General features: G+C 66.2%; 6 protein-coding genes. All 6 read right to left on the bottom strand.

The features are described from left to right. Nucleotides 1–323: 323 nt before the first annotated feature. Nucleotides 324–10,577, bottom strand: coding sequence for a peroxidase family protein (locus KF707C_RS08750; RefSeq protein WP_096368010.1), 10,254 nt, complete (start codon nucleotides 10,575–10,577; stop codon nucleotides 324–326). Nucleotides 10,578–11,245: 668 nt separating this feature from the next. Continuing rightward, entirely contained in the window at nucleotides 11,246–11,884 is a 639-nt protein-coding gene (locus tag KF707C_RS08745) for an ABC-type transport auxiliary lipoprotein family protein (RefSeq protein WP_003452536.1), read from the bottom strand. Continuing rightward, nucleotides 11,881–12,798 carry an MlaD family protein gene (locus KF707C_RS08740; protein WP_003452538.1) on the bottom strand — a complete coding sequence of 306 codons (918 nt, stop codon included), beginning with the start codon at nucleotides 12,796–12,798 and terminating at the stop codon, nucleotides 11,881–11,883. Before KF707C_RS08740 ends, KF707C_RS08745 begins: the two co-directional genes overlap by 4 nt. After that, nucleotides 12,799–13,587 carry an ABC transporter ATP-binding protein gene (locus KF707C_RS08735; RefSeq protein ID WP_003452539.1) on the bottom strand — a complete coding sequence of 263 codons (789 nt, stop codon included), beginning with the start codon at nucleotides 13,585–13,587 and terminating at the stop codon, nucleotides 12,799–12,801. Further along, nucleotides 13,584–14,705: an ABC transporter permease gene (locus KF707C_RS08730; protein ID WP_003452541.1), complete on the bottom strand. Its 1,122-nt coding sequence runs from the start codon at nucleotides 14,703–14,705 to the stop codon at nucleotides 13,584–13,586. The genes KF707C_RS08735 and KF707C_RS08730 overlap by 4 nt, the downstream gene beginning before the upstream one ends. A gap of 193 nt (nucleotides 14,706–14,898) precedes the next feature. Beyond that, nucleotides 14,899–15,243, bottom strand: coding sequence for a BRO-N domain-containing protein (locus KF707C_RS08725; protein WP_003452545.1), 345 nt, complete (start codon nucleotides 15,241–15,243; stop codon nucleotides 14,899–14,901). Between the last annotated feature and the right edge of the window lie 69 nt (nucleotides 15,244–15,312).

The following is a 15,312-nucleotide window of genomic DNA, read 5'->3' as shown; positions in this document are numbered from 1 at the left end:
AAAAAAGCCTTGAGAATGCAGCTCAGCGGATCGCCAGGTCGCCCAGGCAATCCTGGCACGCTCTTCTCCCCACGCCTGAAAGGCCCGTTCTAGAGCGCTCCGCTTGGCATCCCCACTTATCAGCGGATTACCACCGTTGGCTCAACTGGCTTTTCGGGCATTTCAGAGGCACCTTTCTTGCTTGGTCCAGGCCGGTAAATGCACGGAAGTGCCAAGAAACCAGCGACCTTGGGTCAAGGCAAAGCGCACCCGCTTCCCACGGACAAAAAAAGAGGCTGGAGCGCCACGCGCCCCAGCCTCTTTCGTTTACCCCCTCCGATGCATCAGCTCGCCAGGATGAAGTCCGCCTGGGTCACGGTCGTGGCATCCGCTACACCCACCAGGGTGATGCTGTTGGCACCGATAGCCACTTGGGTATCCGCCCCGACATCCGTGATCGACACACTGGCCGCGAAGTTCGCCGCGGTGATACCAAGCCCACCGATGTGGAGGAGGTCCTGCCCTCCAGCCGGGTTGGCGTCGAAGTCCATGACCCGGTCATTGCCGAAGCCGGCACCGAACATGAAGATATCGACCCCGGTGCCACCCGTAAGGGTATCAGCCCCTTGGCCACCGACTAGCACGTCGTTGCCTGCACCACCATTGAGGGTATCGTTACCATTGCCGCCAAAGATGGTGTTGGCCGATCCGTTGCCATTGCCGGTGAATGAGCCCGCGCCGATGTAGGCGAGGTGCTCGATGCCGGCACCCAGGGTGTAGCTCGACAGCGTCGTCCGTACCAGATCCAGACCTTCGCCGGCCAGGTCAGTCACCACGTCCGCGACATTGTCGACGTAGTAGAAGTCATTGCCTGTGCCGCCGAACATCATGTCAATGCCCGCTCCACCGACAAGCAGGTTGCTTCCTTCGTTACCCCTCAGCACATCGTTGCCTGCACCACCATTGAGCAGGTCATCACCGGAACCGCTGATGATGGTGTTATCCAACGCATTGCCAATGCCCGTGAACGAGCCCGATCCGGTGTACACGAGGTGCTCGACGTTGGCACCGAGGGTGTAGCTCGACAGCGTGGTCCGCACCATGTCCTGACCTTCGCCGGACGACTCGGTCACCCCGTCCGCGGCATTGTCGACGTAGTAGAAGTCATTGCCAGCGCCACCAAACATCATGTCGATGCCCGTTCCGCCGACAAGCAAATCGCTGCCCGCGTTACCCCTCAGCACATCATTGCCTGCACCACCACTGAGGGTGTCATTGCCACCATTGCCGATCATGGTGTTGGCCAACCCGTTGCCGGTACCGATGAACGACCCCGCGCCGGTGTAGACCAGGTGCTCGACATTGGTACCCAGCGTGTAGCTCGACAGCGTGGTCCGCACCATGTCCTGACCTTCGCCAGTCAACTCCGTTACCGTATCCGCGGCATTGTCGACGTAGTAGAAGTCATTGCCTGCGCCGCCAAGCATCGTATCGATGCCTGCTCCGCCGACAAGCAAGTCACTGCCCACCCCACCGATCAGAACATCGTCACCCGCCAACCCATTCAGGGTGTCATTACCGCCACCGCCCTGAATCTCATCGGCTCCAGCCGTGCCATTAAGCACATCATTCCCCGCAGTGCCGAGCATGAGCGCCCCCGCCACCACCGACGTCGCCGCCGAGGTCACCGTCTCCAGCGTGCCGAGGCCGTCGGTGTAGGTGACGACAACACGCAGTTGCTGGCCGATATGCGCCAGGGTCGGCGTGAAGTTCGCCTGGGTCGCGCCGGCGATGTTGTTGAAGGTGGTGCCGCTGCCGGCTTGCCATTGGAACGCAAGCACCGGGTTGGCCGGGCCGTCCGGATCGGTGAAGGCCCGGGTGGCGGTCAACTGCTGTCCGGCCAGCGGTGTCGTGTCGCTGATCAGCATGGTTCCGACCGGTGCGTCCTGAGCCGGGACATCCGATACCGGCACGGTCACATCGGACAACACGGTCTCCAGCACACCGTTGGCGTCCTTGTAGATGGCCATCACCCGCATGGCGAGCCCCACCTGGTCGGCAGTGACCTGGAAGGTTCGTCCGGTGGCACGCGACACCTCGCCGGCGGCGAAGCCGGTGATGGTCTGGAAGATGCCGCTACCCGGGACGGTTTCCACCTGCCAGTAGTAGGACACCGGACCGGTGATGGTGCCACCGGCGTTATCGGCGTCGCTGACCCCCTCCAGGGAAGCGGTCAGCAGGGAGCCGACTTCCGGCGTGCCATCGTTGATGCTCACGAGCCCCTCCGGCCGGGCATCGGTACCGGAAAGGTCAAGGACGCCGTCGGCGAACTGCAGTCGCTCGATGCCGGTCAGGCGGTCGGTGCCGTCACGGCCCGCCACCAGGTCGGTGATGGTCACCGAGCCATCGGGGTTAACCGTCCATTCGTACTCGGACGACAGGCCCCGGTAGGCCGCGGTATCCAGCCCCGCATCGCCTTGCAGGATCTCCCGCACTATGACCAGTTGGCCGGGGTTGTAGGTGCCGGCGAGCATCTGCGGCACCATCTCGGTCATGCTGTTGAAGCTGGCAATCTCGGGCCCGGTGCCGTCCAGGTTCTGGCGCACGCTGATGCGCACGTTCAGCCACTTGTCACCGTCGATCAGGTCGTCGCCGCCCCGCCCTTCGATGATGTCGCTGCCGGAACCGCCGAGAATGATGTTGCCGCCATCGAAGAAGGTGACACCGGCGCCGAGGAACTCCTGCAAGCCCGAGATCAGTGCGATGTTCGCGAGCACGCTGCCCTTGGCGCCCGCCGTGGGCAGGGTCGTCGCGTCGGCATCGTCGCCGGTCAGCACGTCCCCGAAGGCCGAGCCCGACAGCCCCTCGACGAAGTCGAAGCGGGTCAGCACCGAAGCGCCGGAGCCCGGCATCAGCGGTTGGTCGAAGAAGCGGTCGGTGAGGTCGATGGTCACGCCGCGACTGTCGTTCTTGAAGGTCGCCCAGTCGAAGCCCGAGGCACCGATGTAGCGATCCCCCATGCCGGCGCTGCCGACCATGATGTCGTCACCGCCCTCGGCGTTGAACTTGTCGTTCTCGCCACTGCCGATGTAGACGTCGTTGCCGGCGATGGGGTCGTTGCCGAAGGGGTCGAAGTTGTCCCCGGGCGCACCGTCCGAGGTCCCGGCCTCCAGCCAGTCGTCCCCTTCGTTGCCCATGTCCTGCTCATTGGCCTTGGAGCCCAGGATGAAGTCGTTGCCCTGGCCGCCGAAGGCCTCGCTGGCGTCTTCACCGGTGATGATGAAGTCGTTGCCGAAGCCGGCGAGGATCAGGTTGACGCCGTTACCGCCCTGGATCACGTCGTTGCCGTTGTCGCCCTTGATGTTGTCGTCGCCACCCACGTCCGTGATGATGTCGTCGCCATCGCCGCCATTGATGAAGTCATTGCCGTAGCCGCCATCCAGCCGGTCATTGCCGCCGTCCCCGTAGAGGGTGTCGTCACCCTCGCTGGAGCGCAGGATGTCGTTGCCGGCGCTGCCCCCCAGCACCACATGGTCAGGCCCCCGGTACAGCAGGTAATTGCTGTCCGGCCCCAGAGTGTCCGGGTTGTCCCGCACCACCAGCGGCAGCAGCGGATTGTCCCCCAGCGGATCATCACGGCCGGTCAGGCCCAGTCCGGTGTGTTGCAGCGCCGGGTTCACTTCCAGGGTGAAGGCCGGCGTCAGGAACACCACGCCCGGCAGGTGGGTGGCCTGGGTATTGGCCATGATCAGCTTGCTGAAGGAGTTGCCTTCCAGTTCGGCGTTGAAGTTGAGGCCGGCGGTGCGCTCCAGGTAGTAGAAGCGGTCGCCGTCCTGGAGTTTCTCCAGCTGGTTCTCGAACACGAAGTTGAAGGTGGAGCCCAGCATGCCGCCGAAAGGCGTGATTCGCTCGGCCAGGCCACCGATCCAGAAGTCCACCAGGTTGAGGCCGGTCTCCACGCCCGCCCAGGCGCCGGTGCCATTGAGGAAGTCCAGCCGGTCGGCCGGCGCCCCCGCGCTACCCAGCACGATGGCCGTGGCCGCGTCCCGCTTGCCGGCCAGCGTGGTTGCGCCGGTGATATCGCCGTGGGTCCCGTAGGCGGCAATGAAGTTGATCAGCGATTCCGGATGCTTGAGGTGCATCACGAAGTCGGCCCAACTGATGTACGGCTTGAGGTTGCTGTCGCCGGTGGCTTCGTAGAACTGCGCCCGCGCGTGGTTCAGGGTGGCCACGCCGGTGTCGCGACCCCGGGCGATGTTCAGCGCCGCCAGGTCCAGGGGCAGCCCCACCAGGTTGTTGCGCAGGGCCTCGGTGACGAACTCGTCGATCTCGTTGCCCACGGTGCGGGTCACGCCCCGGACGATGGCGCTGGTGGCGTCCTCCGGATCCACCCCGCTGGCGGCGTAGGCCAGGGGGTTGAGGAAGGCGGCGATCAGCCCCAGTTGCTGGTCGTTGGTGGGGTGCATCGGGTCGAAGGTCACCGGATCGAAGTTGGCGTCGAAACGGTCAACCGTCTCCGTCAGCATCGAGTGGCCGAAACGGTAAACCGTGTGGGCGAACTCGGCGACGATGGAAGGATCGAGGTCGACGTCATAGACCTGGGTAGGTGCAAAGAACAGGTCGATGTTGGGCTGGATGGTCCGGGCGAACTCCTCGAACACCAGGTGCTGGTACTGCATCTCGGTGCCGAACTTGGCGGTCTGGAACAACCGCTCGCCGTTCCACTGCAGGGCATCGATCTGGGCCTGGGTGGTCGGGAAGGTCGCGACCGGGCTCAGCAGCCATTCATTGATGAAGGCGACATCGTTGCTCGCCAGCACCGTGGCCTTGGTCTGCTCCACCAGGCGGTTGTGCTCGGAGTGGAAGATCGCATGCACCGCCGTCAGGCCGATGTTCTCGTTGACCCGGCCATCGCCCGCCATGTAGTGGGCGTCCAGCAGCTCGTTGTCATAGGTGCCCGCCGCCGGGGCACCGCCCACGTTGACGATGCCATCGGCATCGGGCGTCAGCCCGCCGGAAGGATCGGCGGCATGGGCGACGTCGATGAGGAACTGGTGCCCGGTACCGACTGCGTTGGTCAGGTCCACCGGCGCCAGTGGATTGCCCTCCACCAGGATGGTGGTGTCATCGGCGGTCCCGGCGATGCCGTCGGCACCGTTGCCGGTGCGGATCACCACCTGCGGGAAGCCGTTGGGGCCCTTGATGAAGTTGCCATAGGCGTCGGTGGCCAGCAGCGGCACATCGAACACATTGGCGTCGGTGAGGTTGATGCCGAGGATGTCACGGGCCTGGGCCTTGACCACCGCCCAGGTGGCCATGCCACCGATCTCCGTGTCATCGGCGGTACCGAAGCGACCGTCCGCGCCCAGGTTGCGGTTGGTGACCAGCCCGCCGGTGGCATGGGGCTGGCCATCGGCACCCATCTCGTAGGCCCGCAGGAACACCTGGTGGGACGGGTGCGAGCTGTAGGTCTGGTTCTGGTCGACGAAGGGCGAGGTGGTGTTCATCGTCTCGCGGGTATCGTCGGCGGTCCCGAGTACGCCGTCGGCGCCGGGTCCGGCCACCTGGGTGGCGCGGGTCAGCACCATGAAGTTGGTCGGGCTGCCGGGCACGAACAGCGGGTCGTCCGGTTGCAGCGGAATGAACACGGTGCCGGCGCCACCCTTGGTCACCAGATCCAGGCCGTGGTCGAAGAACTGACCGAAGAAGGTCATCCAGGCATTGAAGGGCGCGGTGAGCCCTTCGTCCGGAGATACGTTGGGGATGAAGTTCACCTGCTGGTCATCGGCGGTCCCGAACAGCCCGTCCAGGCCAGGGCTGGTCACCAGGGTGGAGCCGTCGGTGCCACTGGCGGCCGCCACCGCCGCCGGGTTGCGGTCGGTCTGGTCGACGATCAGGTTGCTGATGGTGCGCGGGTCGCTGTCCACCACATTGGCGGCGGAGTCGTAGTTGGTATTGCCGACACCGAGGAAAGGCGTCTCGTCCTGCTCGTCGGTGTATTCGGCCGGCAGCAGGCGCGGGAAGGCGTTGTCGGCAGCGCCGAACTGGCTCTGGTTGAAACCGGAGAAGTTCAGCAGGTTGTTGAATTCACCGGTCACCGTCCGCAGGCCGGCGGATGTCCGCACATTGGGCACCAGGGACAGCAGGTCGGCGCCGGCGGCATGGGCCTCGGCGATGCGGATCTGCGCCAGGATGAAGTCCAGGTCTCCGCGCACCAGCTGCACCCCGGCGCCACTGGCCGTGATGGCCGGCCCGGGCTCCACCGGCGGAGTGGCCGGGGGCGGCGTGAAGGGGTCGACCGCGGCGGTAGGCGCGGAGAACACCTGCTCGGTCACGCCATGGGCATCCTGATAGACGCCCTTGACGCGAATCGACAGCCCGGCGATGTCCGGTGTGATCCGGAAGCGTTCGCCGTTGGCGCTCTGGAAGGCCAGGTCCCCGGCGGCGGCGGCGACGATGTCCTCGAACAGCCCCGAGCCGGGCACCCGCTCGACCTGCCACACGTAGGTGACGTCCGTCGGCAGGCCGCCGGGATTGTCACCGTCGTTGATACTCGCGGAGGAGACCGTGAGGAAATCCCCCACCTGCAGGCTGCCGCCATTCTGGTCGGTCACGGTCAGTTGGCCGAGGGGCTCGGCATTCAGGCCGGGCACCAGCACCTGGGTGCCATCGGCGAACTGGATACGCTCGACGTTGGTGAGTCGATCGACGCCATCGCGGCCGGCGACCGAATCGGTGACGGTGAAGGAACCGTCGCCGTTGTCCACCACGCTGTAGTCCGAGGCCAGGCCCCGGTAGTTGGCGGTGTCGAAGTCGGCGTTACCGGTGAGGATCTCGCGCACCGCCACCAGTTGCCCGGGGTTGTAGGTGCGGTTCAGCATCAGCGGGATCAGGTCCAGCATGCTGTCGAAGGTGGCGATCTCCGGGCCGCTGCCATCGGCGTTGGCCCGCACGCTGATGCGCACGTTGAGCCAGCGGTCGCCGTCGATCAGGTCATTGCCGCCGCGACCCTCGATGATGTCGCTGCCGCTGCCGCCGAGGATGATGTTGCCGCCGATGAAGGTATCCACCAGGTCGTCCCCGGTGCCCAGCACCCCATCGGCGCCCACGCTGGCCTGGGTGCCGAGGAAGGCCCGCAGCCCGTCGATCAGGTCCAGGTTGGTGAGCGCACCGCCGGTGGCGCCGCCATGGTTGACGATGGTGGTGGGGTCCACGTCATCGCCGCGCAGGATATCGGCGAAGTCGGAGCCTGACAGGCCCTCCACCTCCGCGAAGCGGTCGAAGATCGACGCCGGCGACTGGGCCACCGGGAAGGCGATGTGGTCCCCCACCTCGCCGATGCCGAGGAAGGCCGCCAGGGTCAGGTCCGCCGTCACACCAATGCGATCGTTCTTGTAGGTGACCCAGTCGTAGCCGGACATGCCATCCATCTTGTCCTGGGCATCGCTGCCCACGAAGATGTCGTCACCGCCCTCGCCGATCATTTCGTCGAAACCGCCACCGCCGATGAAGACGTCGTGGCCGATCACGTTATCGGCCAGCAGCGGGGCGAAGTTGTCCCCCGGGGCGCCGTCCTGGGTACCGCACTCGATCCAGTCGTCGCCCTCGTTGCCGGTGGGCGGCAGGCTGGTCTTGGCGCTGTAGATGAAGTCGTCGCCCTGGCCGCCGAAGGTGGTGGAAATGTCCTCGATGGTGACGATGAAATCCTTGCCGTCGCCCCCCAGGATCAGGTTGCCGACGCCGCCGGCCATCATGCTGCCCACCAGGATCACGTCATTGCCTTCGGCCCCCTCCAGGCGGTTGTCGCCGCCCGCGTCGGTGAGGATGTCGTCGCCGGCGCCACCGAGAATGGCGTCATTGCCATAGCCGCCCTCCAGCTCGTCGTTACCGCCGTCGCCGTAGAGGGTGTCGTCGCCATCGCTGGAGATCAGGATATCGTTGCCGGCCGAACCGCCGAGCACCACGTGGTCACCACCCGTGTAGCGCAGGTAGTTGCCATCCGGCCCAACCGTCAGGGGATTGTCGCGGATCACCAGCGGCGTGACCTCCACGCCGTCGATCAGGGCGCCGCCAGTCGGGTCGGCGCGGCCATCGAGGCCAAGCCCGGTGTGCTGGACGGCCGGATTCACCTCCAGGGTCCAGGTGGGGGTGGAGAAGATGGCGTTCGGCAGGTGGGTCACGTCGGTGTGCAGCATCACCAGCTTGGCGAAGGAGTTGTTCTCCAGCTCGGTGCCGAAATGCATGCCTGCGGTACGCGCCAGGTAATAGAAGCGGTCGGCGTTCTGCAGGGCCTCCAACTGGGTCTCGAAGACGAAGTTGAAGGTGGAGCCGAGCATGCCGCCGAAGGGCATCTTCTCTTCCGCCAGGCCACCAATCCAGAAGTCCACCGCATCCAGGCCGGTGATGGTGACGCCGTTGGCGCCACTGGCCCAGGCGCCCGTGCTGTGCAGGAAATCCAGGCGATCGGCGGGCTCGCCGGCGCCCCCCAGCACCAGCAGCGTCGCCGCGGCGCGCTTGTCCGCCAGGCTGGTGGCGCCGGTGATGCTGGCATGGGTGCCATAGGCCGCGATGAAGTTGATCAAGGACTCCGGGTGCTTCAGGTGATCGAGGAAGTCCACCCAGCTGCTGTAGGGGGTCAACTGCTCATCGCCCGTCATCTGATAGAAATCGCGGCGGGCGGCGTTCAGCGAGGGAATGCCGGTGTCGCGGCCCCGGGCGATGTTCAGCACCGCCAGGTCCAGGGGCAGGCCTACCAGGTTGTTGCGCAACGCCTCGGTGACGAACTCGTCGATCTCATTGCCCACGGTCCGGGTCACGCCACGGACGATGGCCCCGGCGGCGGCCTCCACCGTCGGCCCGCTGGCGGCGAAGGCCAGGGGATTGAGGAAGGCGGCGATCAGGCCCATCTGCTGGTCGGCGGTGGGGCGCAGCGGGTCGACGGTGATCGGGTTGAAGTCAGTGTCGAAGCGATCCACCGTCTCGGTCAGCATCGAGTGGCCGAAGCGGTAAACCGTGTGGGCGAACTCGGCGACGATGGACGGATCGATGGTGGTGTCATAGCCGACCGGCGCCAGGAAACCGTCCACCTGGGGCTGGATGGTCCGCGCGAACTCCTCGAACACCAGGTGCTGGTACTGCATCTCGGTGCCGAACTTGGCGGCCTGGAACAGGCGCTCGCCGTTCCAGTCGAGGGTGGAGGCGTCGGCGGGGATCGAAGCGACCGGCGTCAGCAACCACTGGTTGAGTGTCGCCAGGTCGCCGGAAGCCAGCAGGGTGGCCTTGGTCTGCTCCACCAGGCGGTTGTGCTCGGAGTGGAACACATGGTGCACCGTGGTCAGCCCGATGTTCTCGTTCACCCGGCCGTCACCGGCGATGTAGTGGGCATCCAGCAGTTCGCCGTCATAGGTGCCGGCGGGCTGCGCACCGCCGATCACGCCATTGTCGTCCCGCACCAGGCCTGCGCCGGCGGAGGGGTCGGCGCTGTGGGCGATATCGATGAGGAACTGGTGGCCGGTGCCCACCGCATTGGACAGATCGATGGGCGCGGCGGGGTTACCCTCCACCAGGAAATCGTCGGCGGTGCCGACAAGGCCGTCCGCCCCCTTCATCACCACCATCGGGAAGCCGTTGGGGCCCTTGATGAAATTGCCGTAGGCATCGGTGGCCAGCAGCGGCACATCGAACACATTGGCATCGGTCAGGTTGATGCCGAGGATGTCCCGGGCCTGGGCCTTGACCACCGCCCAGGTGGCCATGCCGCCGATCTCGCCATCGTCGGCGCTGCCGAAGGTGCCATCCGCCCCCAGGTCGCGGTTGGTGATCAGCCGCCCGGTGGCGTGGGGCTTGCCGTCGGCGCCGATCTCATAGGCCCGCAGGAACACCTGGTGGGACGGGTGCGAGGTATAGGTCTGGTTCTGGTCGACGAAGGGCGAGGTGGTGTTCTCGTTGGCCCCCGGGATGCCGCCGGCCTGGGTGGCGCGGGTCATGACCATGAAGTTGGTCGGGCTGCCCGGCACGAAGAGCGGGTCATCCGGCTGCAACGGGATGAACACGATGTCGTTGCCGCCCTTGGTCACCAGGTCGAGGCCATGGTCGAAGAACTGCCCGAAGAAGGTCATCCAGGCATTGAACGGCGCGGCGAGACCGGCGTCCGGCGAGACATTCGGGATAAACAGCGTCTGCACATCGTCGGCGGTGCCGAACAGGCCGTCCAGGCCGGGACTGGCGACGGTGGACGAACCCGGCGTCTGTGTGGCGGCGGCGGTCGCGGCCGCATTGTCGGCGGTCTGGTCGACGATCAGGTTGCTGATGGTACGCGGCTGCGAATCGATGACGATGCCGCTGCTCTGGGCATAGCTGGTGCCCGCCTCCGCAGGCTGGAACACCGGCGTCAGCAGGCGCGGGAACAGGTTGTCGGCGGCGCCGAACTCCGTCTGGCCGAGATACAGGTTGTTGAAGGAGCCATCGACGGTACGTAGCCCCCAGGGCACCTGAACGTTGGGCAGCAGGTCGCGGAGATCCTGACCGGAAGCCTGGGCTTCGGCGATGAGGATCTGCTGAAGGATGAAATCCAGGTCCGACAGGTTGAAGTTGGCCATTTTCGTGTTACCTCGTTTCCGACCGCTTTGGGGGCGAGCGCCATCGCAGCAAGGACTGGGCGCCACGCTTTGGACTTGACTTCGGGATCTGGGGACGAGAAAGCCCGGCACGAAGCGACGCTGGAGCCAGCGCGACTCATGCTCTCGTGCAGGAGGTTTCTATCCCTGGGCGCTGGCGCCTGAACGCCAGCGCGGGGTCATCGACCCGGCGGACCGTGAAGTGTGCAGAGGTGCAACGGAATGGGCGGAACCGCCCACCAGGACAGGACGCGTGCAGCAGTGCTCATGGCAGTCTCCCTAGCTCTTATTGTTTCCGGGTCCTGGCTACAGCGCCCTCACGCCAAAGCCGCCCGCAAGGCGAAACAATTTCTTACACACCTGACTAAAGATTCAGCCAAAAGCACTGTCAAGCAGTCGACATTTCACTCAAAAACCGCACAACACAACATGCAAGCCATTGAATAAAATGGAAAAAACTTAGAAATAATATCTTACAAAAATGCGAATGCGTGGCACTCATGGGCCGCAAAGGGGCTATCAAGGTGCCAGTCGCATAGGCTGAAAGGCCCGGAATAGAGCCATCAGACACCCCATCCCCCGTTGATCCGCTGTTTGCAACCGTCTGGAAGGGGGCTGCAGTTGACTTGCAAAATCAACAGATCCGTGAGTCAAAAACCTGCGCGACTCCCGGAATTCGGCGGTCCCGATACGGCCACCTCCGCCCCCTCGGCCAGGGTCCACTCCAGCACCTCCCGTGACAGGCGATCCGCCGCCACACCGAAGGCCTTCACCACCTCGGCCGGCGCGGTGCCCGTCGCCGGCTCGCGCACCTCGAAGCGTCGGCTGGCGACCATCCTGCGACTGTCGCCGCTCACCAGACGCGCCTCCAGCAGGATATGCACCTCCACCCTCCCCGCCCGGTACTCGCCCTGGAAGGCCCTCAGGTCCCCCGACAGCGCCAGGTCGGTAACCAGGCGGCTTTCGTCGCTGCCCACCGCCGCGACCCGGCCATCGGCGCGGAAGGCGTCCACCAGTCGGTCCCGCAGCACCCGGGTGCCACGGTCGTCCCAGCGCACCCCCTGGTAGGCGCTGACCCGGTCGCCTTCCGGCAGCACCGCGATGCGCGTGCTGTCCAGCAGCGGGCTGGCCAGCGGCTTGTCCACCTGCAAGGCCCAACCCACCGGCGCTGCCGTGGAGACGGCCTGGGGCGTGGCCGGCAGGCGGTAGACCGTCAGTTGCTCGCCCTCGGGCAGGATCGAACAGGCGCCCAGCAACACGGCCAGGGCCAGCGGAAACAGAGGCTTCATGGCTGGAACTCCTTGAGGTTCTCGCTGCGCAGCAGGTAGCCGCCCGGGTTCTCTTCCAGGCGCCGGGAGAAGCTGCGCAAGGACTCCAGGGTCTCCCGCAGCTGGCCGATGGCCGGCCCCAGCTCGCCCAGGCTCTTCATCCCGCCATCCAGCGAATCGCGATTCTCGTTCAGCAGGTGCTCGACATTGCGACTGCTGCGTTCCAGGGAGGCCAGCAGCCGCTCGGCGCTGGCAAAGGCCTGCCGCCCCTCCCCTTCCAGCAGGCCGTTGGCGTTGTGCAACAGCGCGGTGGCTTCGCGGGTCGCGGCGTTCACCTGCGCCAGGGTGCCGCGCAGTTCCTCCCGCTGGCCGGCGAGACCGGCGGTGGTCTGTTCCAGGTTGGCCAGGGTCAGAGACACCTGCCGGACGTTCTCGTCGGAAAACAGCTTGTTGGCCTGCTCCAGCAACCGGGTCACGCTGAGCATCACGTCCTCGCCCCCCGCCATCAGCCGGGCCAGCGGCGAGGGGTCGGCCACGATCACCGGAACCTTGCCACCCTTGCCGCCGAGCAGCGGGCTGTCGGGCGAGCCGCCATGGAGCTGGATAACCGCCGTGCCGGTGACCCCGGTGATGGAGAGCCGCGCCCGGGTGTCGACCTTGATCGGTGTGCCGCCGACGATGCGGATACGCGCCCGCACCTTGCGCGGGTCGTCCTTGTCCAGGCGCAGCTGGGTCACGTCACCCACCTTGATGCCGCTGTACTGCACCGCGCTGCCCTGGGACAGGCCGGTGACCGCCTCGGTGAAGACCACCTCGTATTCCTGCAGCTGCTGATCGGAACCCGCGCGGCTCAGCCAGAGGGCGAACAGCATGGCGGCGCCGACCACCAGCACCGTGAACAATCCGATCAGCACGTGATGGGCTCGCGTTTCCATTCAATGACTCCCTGCCGCATGACCGGCGGCCTGCTCGGCCGCGCGTCCGCGCGGCCCGTGGAAATACTCCCGGACCCAGGGGTCGGGATGGGCGGCCACCACCTCCAGGCGATCGGCCACCAGCACGTGCTTCTGCGCCAGCACCGCCACTCGGTCGCACAGCGTGTAGAGGCTGTCCAGGTCATGGGTGACCAGGAACACACTGAGCCCGAGGGCGTCCGTGAGGGTGCGGATCAACTGGTCGAAGGCCGCCGCGCCGATGGGGTCCAGCCCCGCCGTCGGCTCGTCGAGAAAGAGGATGTCCGGGTCCAGCGCCAGGGCCCTTCCCAGGGCGGCACGCTTGACCATGCCGCCGGAGAGCTCGGTGGGGTATTTCTCCGCCGCATCGCCCGGCAGCCCCACCAGCGCCAGCTTGACCCGCGCCAGGGCCTCGGCGTCGTCTCGGGACAACCCGGCGTGTTCGATCAGCGGCAGGGCGATGTTCTCCACCACCGTCAGCGACGAGAACAGGGCCCCACGCTGGTAGAGCACGCCGAAGCGGCGCTCCAGCGCCGAGCGCCGCTCCGCCGGCAACGCCAGCAGTTCCTCGCCGAACACCCGCACCGTGCCGGCATTGGCCCGGCGCAGGCCGAGGATGCAGCGCAGCAGCACCGACTTGCCGGTGCCCGAGCCCCCGACCACGCCCAGCACCTCGCCCCGCAACAGGTCCAGGTCCAGGTTGTCGTGCACCACCTGGGTACCGAACTGGTTGCGCAGGCCGCGTACCTCGATGATCGCTTGCGCCGTCACCAGCCCACCTCCATGAGGAACAGCGCGGCGATCGCATCCAGCAGGATCACCACGAAGATCGACTGGACCACGCTGGAGGTGGTGCGCTCGCCCACCGACTGGGCGCTGCCGGTGACCTTGAAGCCCTCCAGGCAGCCGATCACCGCGATCAGGAAGGCGAACAGCGGCGCCTTGCCCATCCCCACCAGAAAATGCCGAAGCTCGATGTTCTGCTGCAGCAACGACAGGTACATGGCCGGCGAGATGTCCAAGGCCAGGGCGCAGACCACCGCGCCGCCCAGCATGCCACTGAGCATGGCGATGAAGGTCAGCATGGGCAGCGCGATCAGCATCGCGAACACGCGGGGCAGCACCAGCAGCTCGATGGGGCTCAGGCCCAGGGTACGAATGGCGTCGATCTCCTCGTTGGCCTTCATCGAGCCGATCTGCGCAGTGAAGGCGCTGGCGGTGCGGCCGGCCATGAGGATCGCCGTCAGCAGCACGCCGAACTCCCGCAGGAAGGAAAAGGCCACCAGGTTCACCGTGTACAGGGTGGCGCCGAAGTCGGAAAGGATGGTGGCACCGAGAAAGGCCACCACCGCGCCCACCAGGAAGGTCAGGAGGGCGACGATGGGCACCGCGTCCAGCCCGCTCTGCTCCAGGTGCGCCACCAGGGACGTCACCCGCCAGCGCCCGGGCCGCAGGAGGATGGCCAGCATGCTCTGCAGGGTCAGCCCGATGAAGCCCAGCAGGGCCAGGGTCTGCCGCCAGAGCCCCACCACCGCGACGCCGATGCGCTCCAGCACCTCCACCAGGGCCGAAGGACGCGGTGTCGAGGGCGCCTGGCCATCGGCGGCCATCGCCGCCGCCACCGTCTGCAACAGCGCCTTGCGTTCGGCCGCAAGGCTTGGCGCCAACCGGTCCAGTTGCGCCAGACGCTGCGCCCCCAGCAGCTCCACCAGCAGCGCGGCGCCGGCCGTATCCAGGTTCTGCAGTCCCTCGAGGTCGACGGGCGACTCGCTCCCTACCGGCGCAAGCCCGGCCAGCCGCCGACGCAATTCGGCGTAATGGGCCAGGGTCCAGTCGCCCCCAATGCGCAGGCCCGACTCCCCCTGCTCCAGGATCGGCGCCGAATTCATGACAGGCATCCCCACCCGAATGGTCGCTTCCTCAGCACGAATCACCCTCCCTGAACCGATATCGATGCCGGATGATACTGTCGCCTGGCCTGGCCGCTATTGTCCGGGATCACGCAAGTGCTGAAGCATAGTCCTACGCCTTGCTTCGCAGAATCCGACGCCCTACTAGGAAGAGGGCGCCGGACGCTCACCCTCAGTTCGCCTGGGCCGGCACCTCACGCAGCCCCGCCACCACCTCGTGGCTGACCCAGCGCCGCAGCATGCGGTTCTCCGGGTGGTAGCAGTAGACACTGAGCAGGTCGTGCAGCCCCGACTCGCTGACCACCGCCTCCTCCTCGAACCAGCCATTGGCCGTGCGCAGGCGCACGCGCCGGTGCTGGTCGTCGCAGAGTCGGAACAGCGTGCGGCGGTCGATGTTGGCGTTCAGCAGTCGGCGCAGGTCGCGGGTGGAAAACCAGGCCTCATGGCCCATGAGGAAAGCGCGCAACTGGCGCTGGTGGCGCAGGAAGATCCGCGGGGTGATTTCGGGAAGGTTCATGGCAGTACTCCATCCATCCAGTGATAGAGCCGCCACCAACAGCGGAAAGGGGTGGCGGACCGTGCAAGC

It is taken from the genome of Pseudomonas furukawaii (assembly GCF_002355475.1).
GTDB classification, from domain to species: domain Bacteria; phylum Pseudomonadota; class Gammaproteobacteria; order Pseudomonadales; family Pseudomonadaceae; genus Metapseudomonas; species Metapseudomonas furukawaii.
Note: the sequence above shows the minus strand (reverse complement) of the source record. Positions and strands in the feature narration are given on the sequence as shown.